We start from the raw sequence: 26699 nt of genomic DNA on the forward strand, positions 1-26699 counted from the left end.
AAGTCCGCGGATGATATTAGGGGAAAGATACTGAGAGGATCACTTGACTGGAATTGATCGGTGTAAAGCCCATCCTGACAGTCCCAGCCCTGATGTCGCCCCAAAAGTTGTGGAAGCAGGAGCTTATTTAAAGGACATGAGCATCGAGGTCAATCTGGAGCGTTCTTTACAAATATATTGGATTCGCTAAAAAGGAAAAAGTGATAACAGAAAAAAGTCCGTCCCAGGGGACTGTAAGGCTTCGGACTTTATTCTATTTGGCCGGTGCCATTTTGGCTGATGGCCTGGCTGCCCTGTACCACTGGAAACATAAAATCACGATGATGACCGCGTCGATAACATCACCGGCGTAATACATGATCATCCCACCGGTTTCAGCTTCTTCTGCCGGCACGCCTCCTGGCGGATGGGCGTACAGGTATTTGGACAATATGCTGTGTCCCGCCATAAATAGAATCAGGACGGCTGTACGAAAACCAGGGGAAGTTCTATGGTGTACGGGATCTATGTAAATAATAGCGGCAGTGAAAAGAAAGCCGGCCCAAAAAATATGGAGATGAACGATGAAATATAGAAATATATTTTTGTGCATCACCGAAAAGAGCGGAGTTGCATAGAGAACCCAGAGCCCGCCCAAGTTCAGGACCGCAGCAAACACAGGATGGAAGAACAGATGAGGGAGACCTCCTTTAAGAAAGCTGGTCAACCTCCGGGCCGCAGATGTGCTGAGTGACCGCAATAAAAGGGTCATCGGTGCACCGGTAACCATCAGGAGCGGCGCGAGCATTCCCAGCAGCACATGTCCCGCCATATGTGCCCTGAAATCCGTATGAGATAGATCTGCAAGCGGGCCTGTCACTGCTGCGAGAGCGCAAAGCGAGCCAGCTGCAAAATTGAAAATCCGGCGCCAGGGCCAGGATTTATACCGCCTGCTGGAATAATAGGCGGCAAAAGCATACAGAAGCAGGCCGGCTATGAATAAGGCGGCCAAAAGAATCTCGGGGATCAACCAGCTGTCAGGCATAATTTCCCCGCCATTGATGCGATGATGATCATGCTTCATGTGAAGGCTTCTCCTCTGCCTTTTTTCCGCATGATAAGATAAAGTCCTGCCAGCATCATGAGGGCCGCTGTGATATTCCAGACAGCATCATATATAAACACTTGATCCACATAGCGGATTTGATGGATGCGCATCCATTTATGCTGAATAATCCCGTCGTATAACTGAAAGCTTCCGGCTCCCATGAGCTTTCCTCCCCACCATTTGGCATGCCAAAGCCCCTTCCTCCGCCTGAGGTCGGCGAGAATGAATAAACCGGCGATGGTGGCGAACCAGCTGAATGCGTGGAATAATCCATCAGAAACCAAGCCTGCCGCCGTTGTTGATTTATCGTAAAAGTGATGCCAGTGCAGCAGCTGATGGAAGACTGTTTCATCTATGAATGCGGCAAAGCCGACGCCAAACAAGGCGCCAGACCATATATTGCGTCTCTTAAAGTGGAAACGGTCAGGATTTGGATTCCCGTTCGGGTGCCTGTAATAAGACATGCGCCATTCCCCCTTTTTTCCTTTTATCTTCATTATTTCCCTTTCAACTCTCAGGATAAGCATGTGAAAAGGATAAAGTGAGAACAACCTATCAATTTTTGCTATAATCATTTAATAAAAGCCGATGCCGCTGGAAAAACTTCAGTCCGGCATGTTACCTAGGGGGGACAGCATGAAGCTCAGGCATTTATTTTTATTCGTGATCCTGCTGGTGCTGTACGGCTGCGGAGCCGCTGACCAGGACAAGACCGGTGAGGGTGAAAAAAAGGAAAAAGTCAGACTCACTGTCTCAGCAGCTGCAAGCCTGCAGGAAACTCTTGACGAGATTGCAGCCGTCTTTGAAAAGGAACATGCCGACATTGATGTATCTTATAATTTTGGGTCATCAGGGGCGCTGCAGCAGCAGATTTCCCAGGGGGCACCTGTAGACCTGTTCTTCTCAGCTGCACAGGATAAATTCAGGACCCTTGCCGATGAAGGATTGATCGAGATCAGTACGGAGCTTGCGGGAAATGAACTCGTCCTGGTTGTGCCCAAGGGTTCCGGTAAAGGAATCAATAGCTTTCAAGACCTTGGAAAAGCGGGAAGGCTGGCACTTGGGACACCTGCTTCCGTCCCGGCTGGGCAGTATGCGAAGGAATCATTGAAAAGCCAGGGAATCTGGGAGGCAGTAAAACAGAAAGTGGTGTATGGGAAGGACGTCCGCCAGGTACTTACATATGTTGAATCAAACAATGTTGATGCCGGGGTTGTCTACAAAACAGATGCCCTGTCATCCTCCAAGGTTGAAATAGCTGCATCAGCACCAGAAAACTCCCACACGCCTATCATCTATCCCGCGGGGATCGTAAAGGGTACAAAACATGGGAAAGAAGCTGAGCTTTTCTATGAATTCCTGGAGGGAAAAAAGGCGATGGATATTATGGTGAAGCATGGGTTTAAGATAGCTGAACAGTAACTGTTTTCTGATCAAGAAGGGAAGAGTACATAGGATAATAAATGAAGGAGGCTCTGCTTTTGCGGCAGAGATTTTTTATGTGGGGACCCCAAAAAAATACGGGACAGCACCTATTAGGCGCAATCCCGTATTTTACTTTCTCTTCAGTTTCAACAAACAGGCTGAGATTATGGTAAAGGCAATAAGGGCTAGAAACGGAATGGTGATGAATCCGAGCAGATTGATGTATTGTCCGGAACAAGGGACTCCTCCTGTGCAGACCTGGAACTCCTGCATGAAAGAAAGCTTTTGAAGGCTATAGTGATAGGCAGATATCATTATGCCGAGAAGCGAAAGAGGCAGGGCATAGCGATATACTGTGTGATCGCGTTTATATACGGCGATGCCGAGAATGACAGCTAGGGGATACATTAAAATCCGCTGATACCAGCAAAGTGTACATGGCACAAAATGCAGGACTTCACTGAAATAAAGGCTTCCAAGGACAGCAATGACAGCACTCAGCCAGGAAACTCCGAGAGCTCTACTCACTTTTTTTCTCCTTGGCCACTTTGGTAACCATATCGATCAGGTCTTGATAAGTCTTTCCTTTAAACTGTTTTCCGTTTACAAAGAAAGTGGGAGTACCGGTAACGCCCAATTCCTTCACAAGAGACAAATCATTTTCCAGTTCCTTTTCATACTTTTCCTCATCAAATGCTTTCATCACTTTGTCCACGTTATTTTTGCCTGTGTTTTCTTTTAAAAGGCCGGTTAAAAAGTCTGCTGAATAAATGTCCATTTGTTCGTATTTTGGATCGTCAGGCTGCTGCTTGTACAAATCATCATGGAATTCCCAGAACTCTTCATTACCCAGTTCATGAAAGACTGTTTCCCCAAAAAGGGCAGAGCGGCTTGAATCCTTATAAATAATCGGGTCATTCATGAAGTAGAGTTTGGCTTTACCAGTATCAATCAAATCTTTTTTAATCTGTGGAAAAACCGAGAGTGTAAAATTTTTACAGACGGGGCACTTATAATCTCCAAATTCCACAATATTGACCGGCGCCGATTCTTTCCCCAAATAAGGCTGGCTGCTGTAATCGAAAGAAGCTTCCTTTCCCTGCATATTGCTGAGTATAACAATGCCGGCAGCAGCTGCAATGATCAAACCAATCACTAAGAAGAAAAAAAGGTTAGACTGGCCAGTTTTTTTTGTTTTCATTAGACACCTCATAGATTTATAGATTTTGACATACAACACTACAAAGTGTAGTGTTAGAGGCTGAGAAAATCAAGTGACAGTCACGTGACCGTCACCAGAGTCAAGGCCAGGAGGAACAGCAGTACATACACAGAAACAGTTACTGTGGTGCTGCTCAATTTCAGCGGTATATTTTTTTGCGGATCAACTAATTGCTGCAACCTCAAATTGACAGCTTCTTTTGCAAAAAAGGCAGCAGCAGGCGGTGCTTCAAAAGAAGTACGGTTCCTGATCAGCTTTAAAAGTGCCGTGCTTAAATCGAGGCGGCTTCCCATCCGGCTGATGGCATATTCATCAGCAGAAAGCTCGCTTAGGATCCGATAATTCCGGAAGCACCAGCCTGTCAGCGGAACAAAAAAGAAGGCCGTTGATATCAGCTGCAATAAAAATAGCTTCAATGAATCTTTATTCCGCCCATGAAACGATTCGTGCTCGATCACAGCACGCAGCTCTTCCTCATGAAGCAAGGAAAGCATGCCTGTGCTGAGTACGATGGAGGTCCTGAAGAAGCCAATGGAAAAAGCGCCGGGAGCTGGATCTGCTATGACTAAAATGTCTTGTTGCTCTGGTCTGAGAATTTTATTTGCTTTTTCAGTCAAGCCGAAATCCATCAGCGAATGGATGCGCCGCTCGAACTTCTTTAATAAGTAAGCCTGCTCTGCAGCCTTCCAGACTATGGTAATAATATTATAGGAAATTAAGACATTCAGAATAATGATGGCAAGGAAGTAATAGAAGGAATCATCCTTGAAGAGACTGAAACAAAATTTAAAGAAGTTCGCTTGAATATTGACTCCAAACAGAAGATGGACCAAAAACATCCCCATTTGTCCCCAAATGAAGAAGGCGATGAAGAAACTGAGGGACAATATAAGATAAGACTGCTTCTTCCACATCACATTTTTTCCTTCTTCATTCTGCTAATTTTCTCCTCCAGCTGTTCAAGCAGGCTTTGATCCACATCTTTCATGGCATCCAGCATGTGGCTGATCACCACGCCGCCAAATTCATCCAGAAGGTTTTCAGTCAGCTTCTTGGATTGTTCTTCAATGAACTGAGACTTGGTCTGTACAGGCCGGAAGTAGGACAGCCTTCCCTCAGTTCTTTTCACTAAAATCCCTTTAGCACTAAGCCGCTTCATCACAGTCATAACGGTGTTAAAATTGAGCGGCTTGTCTGCCTCCAGATGCTGCTGCACCGATTTAATGGTCTGCTCATCGTTCTGCCATAAAAATTCCATGATCCTTGCCTCAAGCGGCCCAAAGAAGCGGTCCAGGCCGGCTTTGTTATATTTAAAATGATTGATATTCATTAAAACGCCTCCACTACGAATTGTAGTGTTTGTCCCACTTACAATCAAGTCTAATTCGTTGATAAATTATGACTAAATACGACCAGGGTGCAGGAATGATAGCCTTTTTTGTGGAAGTAAACGATGGTTGAACTGCGGGAGGCGACTCTTCAAACAGCGTTGATTCGAATTGATGAAAAAATAGGGAGGATAAAAAAATGAAATTCAGTACGCCTCAAGTGAATCTTTATGTGGAGGATCTGGTAAAATCCCGGGCCTTCTATGAAAGACTCGGTTTCGAACTCCGCTTTACAGCAGAAATTGGCGGGAAAGAGACCCATCATGAATTTGTCTTGGACGGGTTTACACTAGGTATTGCAACAAAGGAGTCCGCACGGGATGTGCATGGGCTGTCTCCGGGGAAAAATGAAGGATGTGAAATTGTGCTGTGGACGGAGGATTCTGATGCAGCCATCGAGTTTCTGGCGGAGCACGGAGTTACAATTCTTTCTCCACCTGCAGATTTTTTAAATTTGAGAGCCGGCTATATCCAGGATCCGGATGGTAACTCCATTCATATTGTGTGTAAACGGGTGAAAGACGGGCATTAAGCCAAAATAAAAAGCCCTGCCAGGACTTTTAATTAGGTTCAACATGAACATGTACATTATAAATGTCGTGCTTGGATTTCAATTCTTTCTCCACAATCGTGGAAATATCATGTGCATCCCTTAACTCCAAATCCGGTTTGACAAGAATGATGATATCTACAACGGAATTGCTGCCATACTGCCTCGCCCGGATGTCCTTCACGCCTTTCACCCCGTAGACATCAAGGGTTGTTTTTTTATACGCTTCGAGCAGCATCTCATCATAACCGTCAGTCAGCGCATGCGATGCAGCCCGGAATATATCCCACGCAGTTTTGCATATCAGGAGACCAACAATAAAGGCTGCTGCCGGATCAAGCCAGGAAAGCTTGAATTGGGAGCCTATTATCCCAATCGCGGTTCCGATGCTGACCCATGCGTCTGAAAGGTTATCCTTTGCCGCTGCCATGACGGAACCGCTGTTGATTTTGATGGATATCTTTTTATTGTACCGGTAGACAACATACATCACAGCAGCCGCAAACAGGCCCGTCCAGGCGGCAATCAGATCAGGCGGTTCATTGCTTCCCACAAAAACAGAGCGTCCTGCAGCATACAATACCTGGAAACCCACTGCCATCATGATAAAGGATGCAACCATTGAAGCGACGGTTTCCGATTTCCAGTGGCCATACCGGTGGTCGCTGTCGGCCGGCCTGCGGGACAGCTTCAAGCCGATCAGGACGGCAGCGGAAGCAATGATATCAGTTGTATTATTCAGCCCATCCGCCTTCAAAGCCTGCGAATCTGTAATACATCCAATAAAAAGCTTAAGTGCTGATAAAATGATATAAGCTATTATGCTTATAATAACTCCGCGTTCCCCTATTTTCAGGTTTTGATATTTTTCTTCTTCCATGCCATGTCCTCCCCCGAATAGTTTCCTCCATAAGCGTAGCAAGGAGAAAGCGGGTGGGTCTACAGAAACCTTTTTTGCTTTTACTATAAGAATGTGTCACAGATAAAAAATTTAGACAGAGGAAAGAATGCTAAATTCTATATTCCTGCCCGCAGCGATGGAGAGATGGAATATGTTTTTCGATAATAGATGGTTAGCGTTAAATCCACAGGATTAGGCTTTTCATTCCTCCCATGAAGGACTTTTCGCCGCCAATCCTGAGTCAAAAAGACCTTCAAACCCCGATGAAGGCTTTCGCCCTAAATCCCGAGTCAGGAATGTCATTCATGCTGATCCATAAGCTGCCGGCAGCGGGGCAGGGCATGCTTTATGATGTGGGCCATTACACACCGCTTTTATTAAGTTCCCCATATCAAACTCAGTTATCCCCGCGGGGCAAAGAGAATCAGGACTGCTCCGGACAGGCAGATGGCGGCCTCGGCCCAGTCATGAAACTCCGGCGTTTTCTCATCAACCAGCCAGCCCCGATAAACAGCCGGCACAATAAAGATTCCTCCATAGGCGGCAAGGACCCGGCCAAAAGCCGGAAGGAATGAAGCGCTGCGATGATCCCGTACAAACCAAGCGCGATGGTCCCAATCAGTCAAGCAGGCTGGATTGCCCTTCTCTCAGCCAGAGCCAGATCAGGTATCCGCTCCCTGTTTCGGCGAGTCCGGCCTAAATGAACAGTAAAAGTGCTTTAATGATTCTCATCTCTCCCTGGTTCTCTTTCAATGAATTTCCCACTCAAGCTGGAAGAGGAAAACAGGGAGGGGACAGCTTCAATAATGGAATGATTGTTTTGCTTCCTGAGAGGGTAAAGTTCTCTGTGGATCAAACAGACCGAACATGTATCACAGCTAAGAAGGGAGAAGTAGGTTATGCGAAAAGTCGTTATACTTGGAACCGGGCCTGCAGGGCTCACGGCTGCCATTTATCTGGCAAGGGCCAATATGAATCCTCTGGTGATCGAGGGCACAGAGCCTGGAGGACAGCTTACATTAACAACTGAGGTAGAGAACTTTCCGGGATTTGCAACGGGTATTATGGGGCCTGAGCTCATCGAGAATATGAGGAAGCAGGCCGAGCGGTTTGGAGCGGAGTTCAAACGCGGGTGGGTGACGGAGGCAGACCTTTCCTCTAGTCCGTTCACATTGAAGGCAGATGGAATCGGGGACATCGAAACGGAAGCCTTAATCATATCCACTGGTGCTTCAGCTCGATTCCTTGATATTCCGGGGGAACTGGAGAATGTCGGCAAAGGTGTCAGCACTTGTGCCACATGTGACGGATTTTTCTTCCGGGGTAAAGAGGTGATCATTGTTGGGGGAGGGGACTCAGCAATGGAGGAGGCACATTTCCTCACTAAATTCGCCAGCAAAGTTACGATCGTGCACAGGCGGAACGAACTGAGGGCCTCCAAAATTATGCAGGACCGCGCCAGGAGCAATCCTAAGATTGAATGGAGGCTGAATCAGACACCAATCGAGGTGCAGGCTGACGCGCTTAAGGTGACCGGGCTGAAGGTTCGGGATAATGCTATCGGGGACGAGAAGGTCATTGGGGCAGACGGAATTTTTATCGCCATCGGTCATACGCCGAACACTGGTTTCTTAGGCGGCCAGATTAAAACAGATGAAACAGGATATATCGAGGTGGTCCCTGGCACTACAGAAACCAACATTCCAGGTGTTTTCGCCTGCGGAGACGTGCAGGACAAGAAATACCGCCAGGCGATAACGGCGGCAGGCTCCGGGTGCATGGCTGCGCTTGATGCGGAAAAATTCCTGGAAGGCAGTATGGTACACGACTGGAGTGAATCCCTGTAAGTGAAGGGGGCAGCTGCGGCGGCACAAGTCCATATCATTTTAAAGGAGGGAGAAAGATGCAAATCACAAATGAAGCACGAAGCCTACTTAAGGGGCTGTTTGAGAGATATGGGGCAGCCAATATCCGGATACACTTTGAAAGCCCTGGCTGAGGACAGAGCATGGCGGGGCTGGCTCTGGATGAGCCGGAAAAGACGGACACGATTATGACGGTAAATGATATCCCTGTAGCAATGGATCCGGGTGATGTAAAGCGTGCAGAAGCTTTGATTCTTGATGCTGCCCCGGATGGGAAAGGAATGTTTTTTACGGGTGATGGATGGAAGTGTTAAGACCGCCAGTGAGGATACTGGCGGTCTTTCAATGAGACATTTGGCTATTTGGCCTTTAGTTCATCTTGGGTAACCCATTTGTGGTTCATAACCCGTTCTCCGCCGGATACCGGTGTATAGTCAACCATGTATACCGTCGTTTTTTCAGCAGTATCGACTTTGCCTTTTGCGCCTTTCATGCCTGGCATATGGTCTGCAAGGATGGTAACTTCCTGGCCAGGTTTAAAGGGGACATTTCCGGCATCCTTAATTTCTTCATGGATAATCCATTTATGGTTTTTTACAGGCTTGCCCCCGCCCTTTGGGGTATAGGAAATGCTGTAGACAGTTGTAACAAAGGCTCCGCTGATTTCTGCCTCCGCCCCTGCCATATCTTCCATATGAGAGGCAGTGATGACTGCTTTGCTTCCAACTTTAAAAGTGGGATTTTGTGCTTTCTTTAATCCTTCAGGAATTTCCCCTGAGCTTGAATGATTCATGCCCTCATGCTGTTTCTCCTTTTCTGGTCCGTGGTTTTTATGTTCGGACGCTGAGCCGCAGCCGCCGAGAGCAAGCATAATCGCTGAACTCAGCAAGAAAAGTAGTCTTTTCATGCTTTCATCTCCTTTGTTATAAATCAGGGCTTTATTATAGATTACCCTAAGGTTATGAACAAGTGAAATGAAGGGCAATGGATTAGAGTATTTCTTGTGATGCTGTCTGCTTTAGAGCCTCTTTATAAAAATAAGAGCCGGGCAATTAAACCCGGCTCAACTGCCGATCCCTGATTTCCCTCCTTTATAAAAGGTTTATGGCTTTACGGATAAGCTTGATATCCTTCCAGATAGATCTCTTGACACGCCTGTTCCGGCATTTAAGATATTCTCCGTATAACTGGTTCAGCTCGGTCCTGAAAATGGCCATGTCTCTTTGATTTCCCATATTAAAGAAATACCCGCTCCAGCAATACGGAAAACGTTTTAGACGTTTAATTGGCGGGAGCAGAGGTTAAGAATATAAAGAGAGCAAAGGAGGGGAAGAAATGACGGGTCAGAAATATGAATCAGTCATAAGAGTACTTCATGAATGCATGGAAGCCTGTAACCATTGTTTTGATTCCTGCCTCCAGGAGGAAAATGTGGGACATATGGCAGAATGTATCCGCCTTGACAGGGAATGTGCTGACATTTGCGGTTATTTTGAACAAGCTCTGGGACGCGCGACACCTTTTGTATCAGAGCTTGCTGGCATTTGTGCCACTATTTGTGAAGCATGCGGCAATGAATGCAAAAGGCATGACCATGACCACTGCCAGAGATGTGCTGACGCCTGCTTTGCCTGTGCAAGGGAATGCAGAGCATTGGCCGCCTGATGGAGTTAAGCCCTGTTAATAAGGGCTTTTTTCTCCGTCCTGTAAGCCGATAGAACCCGCCTCAGTAATAAATTGTTATTTTTATTCTTTACATAGGGTGGGGGGGTATAGTATGCTGTGAGCAAGGAGGCGGTCGAATGGAAAATATAGAAGCGCCCGGCCATTGCCATGTTCCTTCCGAAGAAAGAAAAAGCCACCAATCAGAAGCAGTGAAAAAGAACCTGACGGCCAGGCTGAACAGGATTGAAGGACAAATCCGCGGAATTAAAGGCATGATTGAGAAGGATGTTTATTGCGATGATGTGATCACTCAGCTTGCATCCACTCAATCCGCCCTGAATAGTGTCGCCAAACTGCTTTTAGAGGGACATTTGAAAACGTGTGTGATGGACCGTATTTCCGAAGGGGATACAGAGGTTCTTGATGAAGTATTGATTACTATTGAAAAACTGATTAGAAAATAAAAGGAGCGATGAAAATGGAAAAGGCAACAGTCAAAGTCACTGGGATGAGCTGCGGACATTGTGTAAAAGCGATTGAAGGCGGGGTCGGGGAGCTTGCCGGAGTGGAACGGGTTCTCGTAGATTTGTCAGCAGGAGAAGTGGCAGTTGAATACAACCCGGAAGCTGTAACACTCAGCGAAATCAAAACTGCTATAGATGACCAGGGGTACGAAGCAGAATAAACAGAAATGGCGTGCTCTAAACAGGCACGTTTCTCTTATCTTAAAAATATACCCCCTACCCCTATGTGAGAGGTGAGAACGATGGCTCAAAAACTTAAGGAGAGCCAGATAGGAATATCAGGCATGACCTGTGCGGCGTGTGCCGTAAGGATAGAGAAAGGACTTCGTAAGCTTGAGGGAGTTGAGGAGGCAGCTGTCAATCTGGCCCTAGAGAGGTCTAAAATTACCTTTGATCCCACAAAGCTTACTGAACGTGATCTTGAACAAAAAATCAAGGATCTGGGCTATGAGCCGATCCTCGAGAAAAAGCAATTCAATATTTCAGGCATGACCTGTGCGGCCTGTGCAGCCCGAATTGAAAGAGGTCTAATGAAAATGGAAGGAGTCAGCATGGCATCTGTGAACCTGGCTCTCGAGAGCGCCACAGTCGAGTATAATCCTTCTGCCACCGGCCCCGGCGAAATTACAGCAAAGGTGGAGAAGCTGGGCTACGGGGCCGTACCGGAAGAAAATGATGACAATGCTGCTGACCGGCGCCTGCTTGAGATAAGAAAGCAGCAAGTGAGGCTGCTGGTCTCGGCCATCCTGACTCTTCCGCTCTTATGGGCAATGGTCAGCCATTTTTCATTCACATCTTTCATCTATCTTCCTGAAATGCTGATGAATCCATGGGTACAGCTAGCGTTTGCCACGCCTGTGCAATTCATCATCGGCCTGCCGTTTTATATCGGTGCCTATAAAGCCTTGCGGAATAAGAGTGCAAATATGGATGTTCTGGTCGCGCTTGGAACAAGTGCCGCCTATTTTTACAGTCTGTATGAAACCTTGAATGCCATTGGCGGACACGGCCATATGCCGCAGCTTTATTACGAGACAAGTGCCATTCTGATTACGCTGATTATCCTGGGCAAGCTGTTAGAAGCAAAAGCAAAGGGCCGGTCTTCAGAAGCCATTAAAAAGCTGATGGGATTGCAGGCGAAAACGGCTGTTGTTCTCCGGTCAGGCCGTAAGGTGGAGCTTCCTTTAGAGGAAGTGGCCGCAGGGGATATTCTTTTCATTAAACCGGGTGAAAAGGTGCCGGTTGATGGGGAGATCCTGGAGGGCGTTTCATCGATTGACGAATCCATGCTGACAGGTGAAAGCTTACCTGTTGATAAGTCCGCAGGAGATTCTGTCATCGGCGCTACGATAAATATAAATGGATCACTAAAGATTAGGGCTTTAAAGGTAGGCAGGGATACAGCTCTCTCCCGGATTATAAGGGTTGTAGAGGAGGCACAGGGTTCCAAAGCTCCGATTCAGAGGCTGGCAGACAGGATTTCAGGCATTTTTGTACCGATTGTTGTCACGATTGCCATTTTAACGTTCCTGGTCTGGCTGCTCTGGATCAGCCCGGGGAATTTTGCAGAAGCTCTTGAAAAATTGATTGCCGTGCTTGTGATTGCCTGTCCTTGTGCCCTGGGTCTCGCAACCCCTGTTTCTATCATGGCAGGTTCAGGAAGGGCTGCTGAATCCGGGATTCTCTTCAAGGGCGGGGAGTATCTTGAAGCGGCACACCGTATCGATACGGTCATATTGGATAAAACCGGCACGTTAACCAAGGGCGAACCGCAATTGACGGATATCATCATCCAGGATGAATATAGAGAAGAAGAAATCCTTTCATTGGTGGGTGCCATTGAGGAACAGTCCGAGCATCCTCTGGCCAAGGCCATTGTGGAGGGCATCCAGGACAGAGGCACCCAGCTTGCAAAAGCAGATCAATTTACGGCTGTTCCCGGATTTGGGGTGAAAGCAGAAGCGGGCGGACACAAAATATGGATTGGAACAAAGAGGCTTATGGCTGAAGCAGGTGCATCCACTGTAGAAGCTGAAGCCATCATGAGAGATTTGGAAGAAAAAGGGAAGACCGTGATGCTTGTGAGTGTGGATGGGAGATATGCAGGCATGCTAGCCGTTGCAGATACAATCAAAGAAACATCTAGAGAAGCGGTCCAGCGCCTCAAGGATCTTGATATTGAGGTTATCATGATTACAGGGGACAACGAAAGAACAGCCCGCTCCATCGCCAGGGAATCAGGCATCGATCACCTGATAGCGGAAGTCCTGCCGGAAGGTAAGGCGGAAGAGATCAAGAAACTTCAACAGCTAGGGCGCAGGACGGCCATGGTCGGGGACGGAATTAATGACGCACCGGCACTTGCTGCGGCTGATATTGGGATGGCACTTGGTACCGGGACAGATATCGCAATGGAAGCAAGTGATATCACACTGATCAGCGGGGACCTGCGATCTATAGCCGATGCTTTATATATGAGCAGGAAAACAATCCGGAACATTAAACAGAATTTATTCTGGGCATTTGCCTATAACGTCATCGGCATTCCTATTGCTGCAGCAGGGCTGCTGGCACCATGGGTTGCCGGCGCAGCTATGGCTGTAAGCTCTGTGTCAGTTGTGGTAAATGCACTCAGACTTCAAAGGATAAAATTATGAGAAACAGGACTTCCTGTTTCTCTTTTTTGTTAAACATTCGTAATACTTTATCAAAAAGCTTTTACATACTCTTAACTCCCTCTTAACACTGGTAAATTAAGATTATAGCTGTAATAGTAAACCTTAGGAGGGTGTCACCATTGTTAAATAAGAGTCTTAAGAAAAAGCTGCTTCCGATTGCTGTATTATCCACGGTAGCCTTAGGTTCCCTGTATGGTTCGCTGGCTGTCGATGATGTACAGGCAAAAGCAAAAAATGAAAAAACACCGGAAATCAAAAATGTCATCTTTTTGATTGGTGATGGAATGGGAGTTTCCTATACATCCGCCTATCGTTACTTAAAAGACAATCCAAACACAAAGGCTGTTGAAACTACTGAATTTGATAAATATCTGACAGGGCAGCAAATGACCTACCCGGAAGATCCGGAACAAAATGTAACAGACTCGGCGGCAGCTGCAACCGCAATGAGTGCGGGCATCAAAACGTATAATGCTGCAATCGGTGTAGACAATGATGGTTCCTCTGTAAAGACTGTACTCGAGGCGGCCAAGGAAAATGGGAAATCAACCGGTTTGGTTGCGACTTCAGAAATTACGCATGCAACGCCTGCATCCTATGGTGCGCATGATGCAAACCGCAAGAATATGAATGCCATAGCAGACGATTATTTTGATGAAATGATCAAAGGCGAGCACAAGATCGATGTTATGCTGGGAGGCGGATCCAGCAACTTCATCAGGCAGGACCGGGATTTGACAAAGGAATTCAAGAACCACGGTTATTCGGTTGTTACAAACAAGCAGGAAATGCTGAAGGACAGGGGCACACACACCCTGGGGCTGTTTGCTCCCGGCGGCATGCCAAAAATGATTGACCGCGATTCCTCCATGCCTTCACTCGCTGATATGACGGACACTGCACTGAATAAACTTAATAAAGACAAGGACGGTTTCTTCCTGATGGTGGAAGGCAGCCAGATTGACTGGGCCGGCCATGACAATGATATCGTAGCCGCCATGAGTGAAATGGAAGACTTCGAGAAGGCCTTCAAAAAGGCAATAGAGTTTGCGAAGAAGGACAAGCATACATTGGTGGTGGCAACTGCCGACCACTCAACAGGCGGCTATTCAATCGGTGCCAAAGGGAATTATAACTGGTTCGGAGCTCCGGTAACGGCAGCAAAGCGCACCCCGGATTGGATGGCGGAGCAGATTGCCAAAGGAGCAGACGTTGAAAAGACCTTAAACAGCTACCTGAAGCTGGAATTAACACCTGAAGAAGTTCAATCTGTAAAGAATGCAGCCCAGACTAAAAAAGTTCTGGACATCGATAATTCAATAGAGGCAATTATCGATAATCGTTCGGTTACAGGCTGGACTACGGGAGGTCATACTGGCGAGGATGTAAACGTGTATGCTTTTGGCCCGGGCAGAGAACTCTTTAGCGGAAAGCTGGATAACACAGATCAGGCTAAAAATATTTTCAATATCTTAAAAAGAAATCGATAATAAAAGAATTCCCGCCTGGAGGCATGCTTCCTGCGGGAAATTTTCTTTACATCTAATCCTGGAATAAAAGGGGATGCTTTTATGAAAAAACTCATTATGCTGCTGATTTCTTCCAGCCTGCTCGCCGGCTGCAGCACCAATCAGGAGAAAACTCCAAATGTATCAGCAAAAGAAAAACAGGAACAGACTGAAAAAAAGGAGCCTGAAGAGAGCAGGGCGAAATCACTCAATGATATATATGTGCCAAATCCGCAGGTTCCCGATGACACTTCCCTTTTAAGCAAGGGACAGACCATCAGTGATGAAAAAGGAGAGATGGAGTTAAAGGGCATTGCTTCGGTAAACAAGGTATATAAAATTGGAACGATAGAAATGAAGATAAAGAATGTAAAGATTCTCAGGAATAGGCCTGTTTATTCTCTGATGGACTATTTCCATCCATACACAGAAAACTATGAAGACTTCACTTATATAAAAACAGAAGTTGAAATGGTGAACAAGGGGCAAGAAATAGTTCATTTTGGACCCGTCGCTGCCCTTAAGACAAGCAGTGGGGAAAAAAAGACATTTGAAGATGACTTCTATATTGAATATCTAAATGGAAGCATAGAGCCCGGCGGCTCAAAGCGAGGCGCTATGGGAATGATTTTGGAGCAGGGAAAAGATGGGGTCCGATGGGTCGAACTGACAACGAGCGATGTGCTCGGTCAAAAGCATGAGAAAGCCGCAGATGCTGTGACCATTAAGATTCCAGTGAAGTAGGCGGAAGGTCATCCCTGCCGCGCTGCTTGAATAATAGAGTACAAAACCAGTATGATAGTGATAATGCCAGTTTCAGGGAGTGTTAACACTATGAACATCAAAAATACTGCCATTGCTGTTTTTTCAACCGCCTTTTTATTATCCGGCTGTGGTAATGAAGAAAACACACAAAAAGAGAGCAGTCACAAGCATAAGACTGAAGAGGCTCATGCAGAACACACGGCGGGCGACCTCAGGGAAGAAACTAAAAAGGATGCAAAGCCTGGGTTTCTTGACGATAAGCCTGAGGACATGCAAATGCTTTATCTTGCTGTATCACAGAACAAAAAGCTGCTGAAGCAGATGCCATGCTATTGCGGCTGCGGCGAAGAGGCAGGGCATAAAAGCAATTATGACTGCTTTATCTATGAAAACAAAGAAAATGGAAATATAGTCTGGGATGATCATGCCACACGCTGCGGCGTCTGCATGGAAATCGCTGCACAATCCATCATCGATCTCCAGGATGGAAAAACAATAGAAGAAATCCGGAAGCTGGTTGATGCCAAATATCAAAAAGGATTTGCAAAGCCAACCCCCACTCCGCCAGTTGAAGCCCTCTAAAGGGCTTTTATCTTTGTTGGCCCTTTTTACTTATTCTAGTAGAAAAAGACATGCCAGTTCTAAAAAATAAACATTATCAAATGTGTTTTAATCTAAATGAAATATAACTGTAATTTTAATAGTAGTTTATTTTGTTATAATCAACCTATTGCTAAAAACAAAACAATTTATATGAATAAAAGATTAATAAAATCAACGGTTTAGATAGAGATAAATATACAGAGGATAGAGGGGAAATAATTGAAAAAGAGTTTACTTAAAGTTTCACTGGTTGCCGGCTTAGGCCTGATGAGCGTGGTCCCGCCTGTACAGGCTTCGACCATCAATCAGATGGAACAGAAAAAACAGGAAGTACAGCAGAAAAAAAGCAAAGTCAATTCTGGAATCAATCAAGCTGAACAAACAATAAAAAGCCTGCAAGGAAAGCAGGCCACAACGGCAGAGAAAATCCAAATCCTGACCGATGCTATAAATAAAACAACAGCTCAAATTGACAAGAAAAACATAGAAATTAAAGAAGTGATGGCTGAGCTCGCTCAGCTGAAAAAGGAAATTACCATCATTAAAAAACGTATGGCCCAGCGTGAAGAACTGTTGAAGGAAAGGGCTCGTTCCATGCAGCAGAGCGGCGGAAATGCTGATTATCTGGAAGTCATCCTTGGATCTAAAAGCTTCGGCGATTTTCTTGAAAGAGTGAACGCAGTTGCGACCATTATGGATGCAGACCAGGAAATCCTTCGTCAGCAGGAAGAAGACAAAAAGAAGCTGGAACAGAATCAGCAGCAGGCAGAAGATAAAGCTGTCAGCCTCCAAAGTATGCTGAATGATCTTAAAGCCATGAAGGCCAAGCAGAAGGGTCAGGTTGTTGAATTAAGCCGCTTAATGAAACAGCTAAAGCATAAAGAAGAAGAAACTCATTCGCACAAGATGGATCTGAAGGAGCAGGAGGAACTGCTTTCAGCCCAGGAGTCTTCTATACAGCAGGCCATCAACCTGGAAAAAACAAGACAGGCTGAACTGGCGGCTGCCAGAAAACGTGCGGCTGAAGAAGCGAAACAGCGTGCGGCTGAAGCAGCGAAGCAGCAGGCTGCAGAAGCGGCTAGACAAAAAGCTGCCCAAGCATCTGCACAGGCAGAACAAAGAGCGAAATCATCTTCAGCCAGTGAGCCAAAAAGAACATTCAAATCAGCTCCAAAAGAAACGTACCATGCACCGGCTCCAGCTCCGGCACCAAGTCCTGCTGTATCAAGCGGGAACTTTACAAGACCTGCAGCAGGGACTCTTTCTTCGAACTACGGAGCAAGATGGGGAACCAAGCATATGGGCGTTGATATTGCGGCAGCAGGCTATGTTCCAGTCATGTCGGCAGCTGACGGTGTAGTAAGCCGTGCTTATACGTCAAGCAGTTATGGCAATGTTGTTTTTATCTCCCATTCCATAAATGGACAAGTGTATACGACTGTATATGCCCACATGCAAAGCTTTTCTGTCAGCACCGGCCAGGTAGTGGCAAAAGGCCAGCAGATCGGTGTCATGGGCAGCACAGGCCAATCGACAGGCCAGCATCTTCATTTTGAACTGCATCGCGGTGAATGGAATGCAGCTAAATCGAATGCGGTCAACCCGATCGGAATCGTACCATTTTAATAGGTAAGTCAAAAAAAAATCTGGCAGCACCGCTGCCAGATTTTTTTTTGTGTTCAGTGAGTTAAATCATACTCAGGAGCCATCCGCCCAGTGCGCCGGCAATCACTGCCGCCCAGGAAGGAAACTTCCAAAAGGCAAGCATCCCGAACAGCAGCGCTGCAAAAGCAAAGTCGAGGGATGATCGGATGGTACTCGTCCAAATGGGATCGTAAAGGGCACCAGCCAGGATTCCTACTACTGCGGCGTTCACTCCCGCAAGAGCACCCCGGATGCTCCCGGAGTCCCTAAGGGTATTCCAAAAGGGCAGTGATCCTGCTATGAGCAGGAAGGCCGGAAGGAAAATAGAAATAACCGCAAGCAGGCCGCCAGACCAGCCGCCCTTCACAGCCCCCAGGTAAGCCGCAAAGGTAAAGAGGGGGCCAGGAATTGCCTGGGCTGCCCCATAGCCTGCAAGGAATGTCTCTTTATCAAGCCAGCCTGCCGGGACAAATTCCCGTTCCAGTAATGGAAGCACCACATGGCCGCCTCCAAACACGAGGGAACCCGAACGGTACAGACTGTCTGTCATGGCAAGCCATTGGCCGGAAGAAACATGTCTAATCACCGGCAGCAGAATCAGCAGTGCTGTAAAAACGATAAGAAAGATAAATCCCGATCGCCTAGAGATGGGTAGTTCTACGGAATCGGCTGTCTTTTCTCCAGAAGATTTAAGCAAAACATATCCGATTAGTCCAGAAATTATGATAATGGCGGGCTGGCTTACTGCTGCCGGCCAGAGCAGCACGGCTATCAGGGAGAAGAGGGCAATGGTTTTTTCTATAGAACCTGATGCCAGCTTGGGTGCCATCCCAAGAATTGCATGGGCCACCACAGCGACAGACACAATTTTTAATCCATGGATCCATCCTGCATCTGCTGCACTCCACTCGGTTACATACAAGGCAAACAGGATGAGCGCAATGGCGGAAGGAAGGGTAAATCCCAAAAAGGCCATGATACCGCCGCCAATTCCGCCCCTTATCATACCGATGCCAATCCCCGCCTGGCTGCTTGCCGGACCGGGAAGGAACTGGCAGAGGGCGATGAGATCCGCATAGGCCTTCTCATCAATCCACTTTCTGCGCCGGACATATTCTTCGTGGAAATAGCCAAGGTGGGCAATCGGCCCGCCGAATGAAGTCAACCCAAGCCGGAGGGAAACCAGGAAAATTTCCTGCAATCTCTTATGGATATGCTTATCCATACACCTGCTCCTTTTTGTTTTGACTTTTGTTAATGGTCTTTTCGTTTAAATGAGTTGTATAAGGCAGACTAACATGAATCAGACGTCGGCCCCCGCGCGGGTAGAGGCGCTATAGTGCAAATCAACATTGTTTTAATGATTATTGCCTTTCAATATTGTATCAAAACGAATATAACGATTGTTTTAAATATATGTTAATTTGTTTGGCAATGGCGCCAGGAGGTAAAAGGATAATAGAAACTATATATAAAGGAGTGGGATTCATATGCCGCAGCATGACTATGATAAAAACGAAGAAAAAGGATCACGTGCGAAACCTGGCCAGGAATATTCCAGGGAAGCTGAAGAGAAAGATAACGGGCTGAACAATAACGATCTTTATGAAAAGATGGGGGATAATCCTGATCATAACCGGATCAAGGATGATTACCAGGGCAATTGAATAGCTTGCAGCATATGGGGCTGTCCGAAAAGGGCAGCCCCTTTGATATGAAGTTAAAGGGCCATTAATGAATTTGTAATTAAAAAACTGATGCAATCTGTGGTAATATTAGTTTCATAGACTCTTAGCAGTAAGAGCAATTGACTAAAAGAGGGAAGAAAACATTAAATGTTAAAAAAAATCTTGAAAGCATATGATTATCCTGTATTTTTTACAGTTATAGTTCTTTGTTTGTTTGGACTGCTGATGGTTTACAGTTCGAGCATGATAACAGCAGTAGCACGCTGGGGCTATTCGGCCGATCACTTTTATGAGAGGCAGAAAGTTGCTTTTGTGGCAGCTTTTCTCTGTATGCTGGTAACTATGTTTTTCCCTTATCAGCTCTATAAGCATCCCAGATTCCTGCTGACCATGATGGGTGGCACCATCGGCTTGCTGCTGCTTGTATTTGCATTCGGACATTCGGCAGGGAACGCCCGGAGCTGGCTTGCCCTGGGAGGATTTAACCTTCAGCCGGCCGAGGTGGCAAAACTCGCAGTGATCATCTATCTCTCTGCCATCTATTCCAAGAGGCAGGATAAGATTAATAACATTGATAAAGCCGTAATGCCCACCATGATTTTCCTTTTGACCATATGCTTCTTCATAGCAATCCAGCCCGATTATGGAAATGTCGCCATTATCACAGCCATTGCGGGTACCATTTTAATGTCATCCGGGATGTCGATGAAAAGCCTCTCAAAGATTGCCTCCATTCTGGCACTTGGCGTTGCGGTTATCGGCCTGTTCGTATTGATCACCGGGAATTACTCTACAGTAGTGTCCGAAGAGCGTGTATCCAGGTTCACAGGATTGAAGGAACCATTCAAAACGGAACAGAACGAAGGGTATCATCTGGCTAATTCCCTTCTGGCTATTGGATCTGGCGGAGTCAAGGGCCTCGGGCTTGGGCAGAGTATCCAGAAATACGGCTATCTCCCTGAATCACATACAGATTTCATCATTTCAATCATTGCGGAGGAGCTTGGCTTCTTCGGTGTTGCTCTTGTGCTGGGCGGGCTTGGGTTCATAGTCCTTCGGGGCTTCCTGCTTGCGGCAAGATGCAAGGATGCATTTGGGAGCCTCCTTTTGATTGGCATATCCTCAATGATTGGAATTCAGGTTATGATTAATCTGGGAGGTGCAACAGGGCTTCTGCCTATCACGGGCATAACGCTGCCATTTATCAGCTACGGAGGCTCCTCACTTATACTGCTGATGGGCTCAATGGGCATCTACCAAAACGTTATAATGAAAATGAATCTTAAGAAAAAGGAAAGCCTATAAAACCAGTAAGCAGCACACCAGCCCGGTGTGCTGCTTTTTCGTGTATTATAAAAAGTACAGGCAATTTTTGAAATTGAAATATTTTTGAAACATTTCCCGACAAAGTGCGTGGTATAATAGTCTAGTAAATTGGATAAACGTGTAAGTTTTCCCAATTTTTTTGGGAAATTTGGCATTTTAGAGAGAAATAGATAACTATAGAAATAGGCGGGGAAAAGTTTTGAGAAAAATAGTCGCATGGATCATGGCAGCCATTCTGGTCACAGGATATCTGAATCCGGATGCAGCTGCAGCATCACTCACTGATATGCAGGTGAAAAAGAAAAAAATTGAATCAAAGCAAAATAAAGTGCAATCCGGCATACATGCTGCCGAAAACAGGATCAAAAACCTTCAAGGCCAGCAGAAAACGCTTGTAGAAGAAATCGAGGACCTTAATATTAAGCTTCTCGAAACAGCCGGACGTATTGAAGATAAAACGAAAAAAATTGAAGAGGCAAACAAGAAGATAGCAGAACTCAATTCGGAAATCCTCGTTATCACGGACAGAATCCAAAAAAGGGAAGAACTGCTCAAAGAGCGGGCGCGGGCCATGCAGCAGAACGGCGGCAATGCGGATTATCTGGAAGTGATTCTCGGTGCAAAAAGTTTTGGCAACTTCCTGGAAAGAGTATCAGCGGTGTCTGCCATCATGGAGGCAGACAGGGACATCATCCGTGAGCAGGAGGAAGATCAGAAAGAGCTTGAAAAAAGAGAAGAAAAGCTGAAGGAAGAACGTGCTTCCCTGCAGACCATGCTTGAAGACCTCAAAAATCTGCAGGCTCAGCAGAACAGGCAGAAGGCGAGCAAAAAAGAGTTGATAAAAAAACTTAGAAAACAGGAGCAGGAGACCCATAGCCATAAGATGGATCTGAAGGAAGAGGAAGAGCTCCTGGCCGCACAGGCTGCAGCTATTCAACAGGCTATTACGCTTGAGGAGAAGAGGCTGGCAGAGCTTGAGGCAGCAAGGAAACAGGCGGCGGAGGAAGCAGCCAAGGCATCTGTTTCGGGAACAGCTGTCTCAGGCACATCAGTGAGGCCGGCCATTTCAAGCGGCACCTTCACGACCCCTGCGAGCGGAATTCTTTCATCTAATTTTGGCCCTCGCAGCGGCGGGCGCCATATGGGAGTGGATATAGCCAATTCAGGTGCTAATGTAACGGTTGTGTCAGCAGCGGATGGTGTGGTGAGCAAATCCTATCTATCCTCAAGCTACGGTAACGTGATTTTTGTCACACATTCCATTAAAGGGAAAGTGTATACCACCGTTTATGCTCACCTTAAGGCAAGATATGCCGGCACCGGTCAAGTCGTAGCGAAGGGACAGCAGATCGGGGTAATGGGCAATACAGGAGAGTCAAGAGGACAGCACCTGCATTTTGAATTACACCAGGGCCCATGGAACCAAAATAAAACGAATGCGCTAAACCCTATTGGGATTGTGCCATTTTAACACGCATAAAGAAAGCACCTCATGTAGGAGGTGCTTTCTTGTATTTTATTACTTATTATTGTTGTTGCGGGCTTCTCCGCCTTTTTTGCCGATTTCTTCGTAAAATTCACGATCATGGTTTTTGGAAGTGGCTTCTCCGCCCTTTTTTCCAATTTCCTGATAGAAGTCCTTATCATGATTTTTGGCAGTAGTTTCCCCGCCCTTGCGTCCGGCTTCTTCCACACTCATCTTACCATTATTATTATTGTTGTTTGCCATTTTAATCTCCTCCTGTATAATATAATCTAATATCTAAGTAAACGACCCTTTTAAATGAATCAATTCCGGTTATTGTTTCGTGCGTTGCCGCCTTTTTCCCCGATCTCTTCATAGAACTCGCGGCCATGGTTCTCGGAAGTGGCTTCTCCGCCTTTTTTGCCGATTTCCTGGTAGAAATCTTTGTCATGATTATCAGAAGTGGCTTCTCCGCCCTTTTTACCGATTTCCTGGTAGAAATCCTTGTCATGGTTATTAGAAGTGGCTTCCCCGCCCTTTTTACCGATTTCCTGGTAGAAATCCTTGTCATGGTTCTCGGAAGTGGCTTCTCCGCCCTTTTTACCGATTTCCTGGTAGAAATCCTTGTCATGATTCTTTGAAGTGGCCTCTCCGCCCATACGTCCTGCTTCTTCGGTAGTCATTTTTCGATTATTATTTTTTTCAGCCATGTTGTCAGCACTCCTTTTAAATGGATTTTTCATAAAAAGTGTCCAATTGGCATAATGTGTGGTTATAAACGGATTTGTAATGGAGAAGCTAGTAAAATAGTTCTACGTTCTCCATAAAAAAAAGTTTTAATTCTTTCGGTTGTTGTTACGGGCTTCTCCGCCTTTTTCGCCAATCTCCTGATAAAATTCCTTATCATGATTTTGGGAAGTAGCTTCTCCGCCCTTCTTTCCAATTTCCTGGTAAAACTCTTTATCATGATTTTCTGATGTAGCTTCTCCGCCTTTTTTGCCGATTTCCTGATAAAAATCTTTGTCATGATTACGTGAAGTAGCTTCCCCGCCCATGCGGCCAGCTTCTTCTACAGACAATTTTTTGTTATCTTTTTCAGCCATGCAAATCCACTCCTCATAATAATTTGTCTTACAGTACTATATATATCCGCCTCTAAAGACTTTAAACTTGAAATACCTCTCAAATATTTCCAGAAAAAAGGGTGTTTGTTTTTCAATAATTACTTAAAGATTGCAGCAGCACCATTCCCCGCTTTTTATTACAGGAGTGCAGGCAGAGAGCCTGCTGCAGAAAACAACTTTCTTGTCGAAAAAGCCGCAAGTTGTACGTTATAGATTTTTAAACAGCCAATTTTTTAGCAATCCCTAAATGTTTATTGAATTATTCCGATATAGGATATAAAATAAAATTCATTTTCCTAAAAAAGTAAGAAAGAGTGCAGATAAATGAATGAAACCATTGAGGGAATCACAGCTGAATTACTCGACAGGTGCGGATTAACTATACCGGTGCTGCTGGAGAAATGCTTTCCAGGCGGCCGTCTTGTAGGCGGGAAGTTTAATGTCGGCACCCGTACGATCACCATGTATATAGATACTGTCCGGGAACAATGCCTGCAGGTATTAGGAAGCGGAACTGATTTCTTAAATTATTATGCTATAGTTCTTGCCCATGAGCTGGGACATGCGCTGGACGAGGATCTGGAAGAGCTGGCGGAGCTCCTTCATATATATGAAGGCAATGAACCTGAATCTGAAGGCCTTATCAGGCTGGCAGAAGAAAAAGCCTGGGACATTGCAAGGGAAATTGTATATGACTTGGATGAACGTTTATTTACCAAGGTCAGGAATGAAGCATTAGAAATGCATGGAGAAAAAGCCCTTGTTTGAAGGGTTTTTTTATTTGTCCGAATTAAACTGGATATATTGTACGAAAAATATTGAATGATAAATCCGATTTATGCTAATATCCCTCATAGGGGTGAGAAAATGAAAGTAATCGATTTTACAAATTCCAGTCAAAAGACATATAAGGTAGGAATGGCATATTCCCTTCTTTTTGAATGTGCACTTGGCATTGCTTCCTATACTTACAGGGAAATACATGATTCCCTGGATAAAACCAGCTGTTATTGGCTGAATGAGGATTTCAGCCCTGGCCGGGATCTTGCAGAAGAGCTTATAAAAGTAACACAGCATAACACCTGGAAAAGTCTGCTTCTGCTGCTTTTGCAGAATAATAGTACGGATTTGGAGTCGTTTAGGGATACCGTCATGAATCTTGAAGATGACCATTTTTACTCACAGGTTTATCCATATATAGGGGAAGAGGGAGAACCGATCCGGCTAAGGGCTGCAAAGGGCAGTGAGGAGGACATTCAAGCATACATAACCGCCGCCAGGGGGCACGCATTCTTTCCGGAATATATCCGGTATGTCTCGTACACAAATGCTGAAGAAGTAAAGACGCATCTTTGCCGGATAATGGAGCTGTGGTACAAGGAAGTGATCCAGCCTCGGGAAAGCAGGCTGCAAGCCATATTAGAAAAGGACTATGAAACAAAAGTAAGACACAACCGGGAGGCGAGCCCCGAACAGGCTGTTGAAAAGGCGGCGATGGGGATGAAGGTCCCCCAGCAGCCTGGACTCTACAAGGTAATCCTGATACCCCAGATTACATACCGGCCGTGGAACCTTATCTGTGATTTGCCCCGTACTAAATGTATCTTTTACCCGGCTGCAGACCGCAGCTTTCAGGATGATGAGGATGAATATGAACCAGACAGCCGCATGGTGCAGACTTTTAAGCTGCTTGGAGATCCGCTGAGGCTCAAAATACTAAAGCTTGCGGCAGAAAGAGAACAGGGCCTTAAGGAGCTCCAGGAAAGACTTGTCATACCCAAAACTACGCTTCATCATCATTTACAACAGATGAGGGCAGCAAGACTGATTCTTTCTTCGGACGGAAAATACCGGGTGAATCTTGATGCCATTCAGAATCTGGAAGGGGAACTGCTGGATTTCTTAAGGCAGCCGGAGGGTGAATAAATGAAGCGGCTGCCGGCTGTTCCTGCCTTCTTAGGCGGGAAGTTTATCTCATTTTTTGGAGATCAAATCTATATGCTTGCTCTCCCGCTTTTAGTATATGAGCTCACTGCATCACCGATTGCCATGGGAATTTCAGCAGCTGCTGAAAAGCTTCCGCTTTATTTGTATCCTTTTGCCGGGGTGGCTGCAGACCGCTTTCAAAGGAAGAAAATCATCATTATGTGCGATGCAGCGCGGGCGCTGATTCTTGGCACAGTCTGTATACTATACTACACTCATATGCTGTCATTCTGGCATATCGCTGCCGCCGCCCTGGCTTCAGGGTTGTTTTCTCAGCTGCACAACGCGGCTGGTTTTGCTGTTATTCCTTCATTAGTCAAAGACAAGAATAAACTTCTTAAGGTAAATTCAATCGATGAAAGCCTGTTTAATGGAGCAATCCTCCTAGGCCCTGCTGCAGGCGGTATCCTGATCAGTCTATTCAGTCCGGCACTTGCCATCCTGGTCAATGCAGCAAGCTTCATCCTTTCTGCCTGGACTGTGAGCCGGATTTCGGAGGAGCAGGGAACCAGTGGAGCCAAAGGAAACGTGAATGGAAAGAGCATAATGCTGGATTTAAAGGAAGGCTTCTACTTTGTTTTAAAATCAAAGCCGCTGCTGGTAACAAATGCTGCCTTGATGATTTCTACGTTCGGGACGACGATGTTCCTTACCCAAATGATCATCTACCTGAAAATCATTCAAATATCTGATGTTCAAATCGGTTTTATTTTGAGTGCGGGAGGAGGCGGAGCTTTAGCGGGAGCTTTCATTCCAATGCTGCTGCCTGAAAGATTCTCAAGAAAAAGAATACTGGTGATCACTCAGATTCTGGGAGGACTGTCCATCATCTGCTTAGGGTTCTGCAGCAGCTGGCTGCTTGTTGGTACAGCTAACCTGGCTGGAGTCGCAGCAGCCTCGGTTATTAATCCAATCATTAGAACCATCCGGCAAAATTCGGCACCAACTGAACTGCTGGGAAGAGTACAGGCGATCAGCCGTTTTATGGGCTGGCTCCTCATTCCGGCGGCAGCTCTCTTATCCGGGTATGCCGCTTCATTTTTTAATCCCGGCTCACTTATTGTCCTGGCCGGGGTCATATCCTTGTCAGCGGCGGCTGTTTACTTTCTTCCATACTTTAAACAAGTTGAATTATAAGTGGAACATATATTATAGAAGAAACACGTCGAAACTTTTAGAAATCTCCCGCTCCGTCTGGGAATTTGTAACATGGAATATCACAAAGTTGTGAACGATAAAGGATAATATTCGACAATAATCCATAACTATATTTTTCATATCCAGA

29 protein-coding genes and 2 pseudogenes are annotated in these 26699 nt (G+C 45.9%); 18 read left to right on the forward strand and 13 right to left on the reverse strand.

Annotated features, from left to right (window positions below; genetic code table 11):
* Positions 1-253 precede the first annotated feature (253 nt).
* Together V1501_RS04655 and V1501_RS04660 are read right to left on the reverse strand one after the other, a co-directional pair.
* Positions 254-1063 (reverse strand): cytochrome c oxidase assembly protein, encoded by an 810-nt coding sequence (locus V1501_RS04655; RefSeq protein WP_409291664.1) that lies wholly within the window; start codon positions 1061-1063, stop codon positions 254-256.
* Positions 1060-1551, reverse strand: coding sequence for a DUF2243 domain-containing protein (locus tag V1501_RS04660; RefSeq protein ID WP_409291665.1), 492 nt, complete (start codon positions 1549-1551; stop codon positions 1060-1062). The genes V1501_RS04655 and V1501_RS04660 overlap by 4 nt, the downstream gene beginning before the upstream one ends.
* A gap of 172 nt (positions 1552-1723) precedes the next feature.
* Here V1501_RS04660 and modA point away from each other — a divergent pair, with 172 nt between their 5' ends.
* A complete protein-coding gene (modA, locus tag V1501_RS04665; RefSeq protein ID WP_409291666.1) occupies positions 1724-2509 on the forward strand; it encodes a molybdate ABC transporter substrate-binding protein in 786 nt (261 codons plus the stop codon).
* Positions 2510-2641: 132 nt separating this feature from the next.
* On the opposite strand, the gene V1501_RS04670 is transcribed toward modA, so the two are convergent.
* The 4 genes from V1501_RS04670 to V1501_RS04685 form a co-directional block, all read right to left on the reverse strand.
* Positions 2642-3040: a disulfide oxidoreductase gene (locus tag V1501_RS04670; RefSeq protein WP_409291667.1), complete on the reverse strand. Its 399-nt coding sequence runs from the start codon at positions 3038-3040 to the stop codon at positions 2642-2644.
* Positions 3033-3713 carry a DsbA family protein gene (locus V1501_RS04675; RefSeq protein ID WP_409291668.1) on the reverse strand — a complete coding sequence of 227 codons (681 nt, stop codon included), beginning with the start codon at positions 3711-3713 and terminating at the stop codon, positions 3033-3035. The genes V1501_RS04670 and V1501_RS04675 overlap by 8 nt, the downstream gene beginning before the upstream one ends.
* An 80-nt stretch (positions 3714-3793) precedes the next feature.
* Complete coding sequence (locus V1501_RS04680; RefSeq protein ID WP_409293255.1) at positions 3794-4648, reverse strand: M56 family metallopeptidase; 855 nt, start codon at positions 4646-4648, stop codon at positions 3794-3796.
* Positions 4648-5064: a BlaI/MecI/CopY family transcriptional regulator gene (locus tag V1501_RS04685; RefSeq protein WP_409291669.1), complete on the reverse strand. Its 417-nt coding sequence runs from the start codon at positions 5062-5064 to the stop codon at positions 4648-4650. Before V1501_RS04685 ends, V1501_RS04680 begins: the two co-directional genes overlap by 1 nt.
* A 197-nt stretch (positions 5065-5261) precedes the next feature.
* On the opposite strand from V1501_RS04685, the gene V1501_RS04690 reads away from it, so the two are divergent.
* A complete protein-coding gene (locus V1501_RS04690) occupies positions 5262-5654 on the forward strand; it encodes a VOC family protein (RefSeq protein ID WP_409291670.1) in 393 nt (130 codons plus the stop codon).
* 28 nt (positions 5655-5682) lie between these two features.
* Here the strand turns inward: V1501_RS04690 and V1501_RS04695 are convergent, their stop codons facing one another.
* Both V1501_RS04695 and V1501_RS04700 read right to left on the reverse strand, forming a co-directional pair.
* On the reverse strand, positions 5683-6552 hold the full coding sequence (locus tag V1501_RS04695) for a cation diffusion facilitator family transporter (protein ID WP_409291671.1): 870 nt from the start codon (positions 6550-6552) through the stop codon (positions 5683-5685).
* A 422-nt stretch (positions 6553-6974) separates the two neighbouring features.
* Positions 6975-7239, reverse strand: a pseudogene (locus V1501_RS04700) (YnfA family protein).
* A 233-nt stretch (positions 7240-7472) separates the two neighbouring features.
* Between V1501_RS04700 and trxB the strand changes: the two are divergent.
* Both trxB and V1501_RS04710 read left to right on the forward strand, forming a co-directional pair.
* Entirely contained in the window at positions 7473-8420 is a 948-nt protein-coding gene (trxB, locus tag V1501_RS04705) for a thioredoxin-disulfide reductase (RefSeq protein ID WP_409291672.1), read from the forward strand.
* Positions 8421-8581: 161 nt separating this feature from the next.
* Complete coding sequence (locus V1501_RS04710) at positions 8582-8752, forward strand: hypothetical protein (protein ID WP_409291673.1); 171 nt, start codon at positions 8582-8584, stop codon at positions 8750-8752.
* Between the two features lie 44 nt (positions 8753-8796).
* Here V1501_RS04710 and V1501_RS04715 read toward each other — a convergent pair whose 3' ends face one another.
* Complete coding sequence (locus tag V1501_RS04715; RefSeq protein WP_409291674.1) at positions 8797-9345, reverse strand: YdhK family protein; 549 nt, start codon at positions 9343-9345, stop codon at positions 8797-8799.
* Between the two features lie 428 nt (positions 9346-9773).
* Between V1501_RS04715 and V1501_RS04720 the strand changes: the two genes are divergently transcribed.
* From V1501_RS04720 to V1501_RS04755, 8 genes are all read left to right on the forward strand, one after another.
* Positions 9774-10103: a four-helix bundle copper-binding protein gene (locus V1501_RS04720; protein WP_409291675.1), complete on the forward strand. Its 330-nt coding sequence runs from the start codon at positions 9774-9776 to the stop codon at positions 10101-10103.
* A gap of 137 nt (positions 10104-10240) precedes the next feature.
* A complete protein-coding gene (locus tag V1501_RS04725; protein ID WP_409291676.1) occupies positions 10241-10567 on the forward strand; it encodes a metal-sensitive transcriptional regulator in 327 nt (108 codons plus the stop codon).
* A 14-nt stretch (positions 10568-10581) separates the two neighbouring features.
* Positions 10582-10788 (forward strand): copper chaperone CopZ, encoded by a 207-nt coding sequence (gene copZ, locus V1501_RS04730; RefSeq protein ID WP_409291677.1) that lies wholly within the window; start codon positions 10582-10584, stop codon positions 10786-10788.
* A gap of 81 nt (positions 10789-10869) precedes the next feature.
* Entirely contained in the window at positions 10870-13284 is a 2415-nt protein-coding gene (locus V1501_RS04735; protein ID WP_409291678.1) for a heavy metal translocating P-type ATPase, read from the forward strand.
* A 140-nt stretch (positions 13285-13424) separates the two neighbouring features.
* Complete coding sequence (locus V1501_RS04740) at positions 13425-14795, forward strand: alkaline phosphatase (RefSeq protein WP_409291679.1); 1371 nt, start codon at positions 13425-13427, stop codon at positions 14793-14795.
* Between the two features lie 81 nt (positions 14796-14876).
* The gene (locus V1501_RS04745; RefSeq protein ID WP_409291680.1) at positions 14877-15557 is read left to right on the forward strand and encodes a DUF4352 domain-containing protein; all 681 of its coding nucleotides are present in this window, start codon (positions 14877-14879) and stop codon (positions 15555-15557) included.
* A 90-nt stretch (positions 15558-15647) separates the two neighbouring features.
* Complete coding sequence (locus tag V1501_RS04750; RefSeq protein WP_409291681.1) at positions 15648-16160, forward strand: PCYCGC motif-containing (lipo)protein; 513 nt, start codon at positions 15648-15650, stop codon at positions 16158-16160.
* Positions 16161-16400: 240 nt separating this feature from the next.
* Entirely contained in the window at positions 16401-17807 is a 1407-nt protein-coding gene (locus V1501_RS04755) for a murein hydrolase activator EnvC family protein (RefSeq protein ID WP_409291682.1), read from the forward strand.
* Positions 17808-17868: 61 nt separating this feature from the next.
* Here the strand turns inward: V1501_RS04755 and chrA are convergent, their stop codons facing one another.
* Positions 17869-19050 (reverse strand): chromate efflux transporter, encoded by a 1182-nt coding sequence (chrA, locus tag V1501_RS04760; RefSeq protein ID WP_409291683.1) that lies wholly within the window; start codon positions 19048-19050, stop codon positions 17869-17871.
* Positions 19051-19315: 265 nt separating this feature from the next.
* Between chrA and V1501_RS04765 the strand changes: the two genes are divergently transcribed.
* From V1501_RS04765 to V1501_RS04775, 3 genes are all read left to right on the forward strand, one after another.
* A complete protein-coding gene (locus tag V1501_RS04765) occupies positions 19316-19492 on the forward strand; it encodes a hypothetical protein (RefSeq protein WP_409291684.1) in 177 nt (58 codons plus the stop codon).
* Between the two features lie 168 nt (positions 19493-19660).
* The gene (locus V1501_RS04770; protein WP_409291685.1) at positions 19661-20818 is read left to right on the forward strand and encodes an FtsW/RodA/SpoVE family cell cycle protein; all 1158 of its coding nucleotides are present in this window, start codon (positions 19661-19663) and stop codon (positions 20816-20818) included.
* 220 nt (positions 20819-21038) lie between these two features.
* Positions 21039-22310, forward strand: a complete 1272-nt coding sequence (locus V1501_RS04775) for a murein hydrolase activator EnvC family protein (protein WP_409291686.1) — start codon at positions 21039-21041, stop codon at positions 22308-22310.
* 54 nt (positions 22311-22364) lie between these two features.
* Here V1501_RS04775 and V1501_RS04780 read toward each other — a convergent pair.
* From V1501_RS04780 to V1501_RS04790, 3 genes and pseudogenes are all read right to left on the reverse strand, one after another.
* Positions 22365-22568 (reverse strand): annotated as a pseudogene (locus V1501_RS04780) (KGG domain-containing protein); the annotation flags it as partial.
* Between the two features lie 59 nt (positions 22569-22627).
* The gene (gene gsiB / locus V1501_RS04785; RefSeq protein WP_409291687.1) at positions 22628-23014 is read right to left on the reverse strand and encodes a glucose starvation-inducible protein GsiB; all 387 of its coding nucleotides are present in this window, start codon (positions 23012-23014) and stop codon (positions 22628-22630) included.
* A gap of 126 nt (positions 23015-23140) precedes the next feature.
* On the reverse strand, positions 23141-23407 hold the full coding sequence (locus V1501_RS04790; RefSeq protein WP_409291688.1) for a KGG domain-containing protein: 267 nt from the start codon (positions 23405-23407) through the stop codon (positions 23141-23143).
* 345 nt (positions 23408-23752) lie between these two features.
* On the opposite strand from V1501_RS04790, the gene V1501_RS04795 reads away from it, so the two are divergent.
* The 3 genes from V1501_RS04795 (at position 23753) to V1501_RS04805 (ending at position 26551) form a co-directional block, all read left to right on the forward strand.
* Positions 23753-24196, forward strand: a complete 444-nt coding sequence (locus V1501_RS04795) for a hypothetical protein (protein ID WP_409291689.1) — start codon at positions 23753-23755, stop codon at positions 24194-24196.
* Positions 24197-24295: 99 nt separating this feature from the next.
* A complete protein-coding gene (locus tag V1501_RS04800; protein WP_409291690.1) occupies positions 24296-25354 on the forward strand; it encodes an ArsR/SmtB family transcription factor in 1059 nt (352 codons plus the stop codon).
* A complete protein-coding gene (locus V1501_RS04805) occupies positions 25355-26551 on the forward strand; it encodes an MFS transporter (RefSeq protein ID WP_409291691.1) in 1197 nt (398 codons plus the stop codon).
* The last annotated feature ends 148 nt before the right edge of the window (positions 26552-26699 follow it).

It is taken from the genome of Paraperibacillus esterisolvens (assembly GCF_046237625.1).
Lineage (GTDB): Bacteria > Bacillota > Bacilli > Bacillales > DSM-1321 > Paraperibacillus > Paraperibacillus esterisolvens.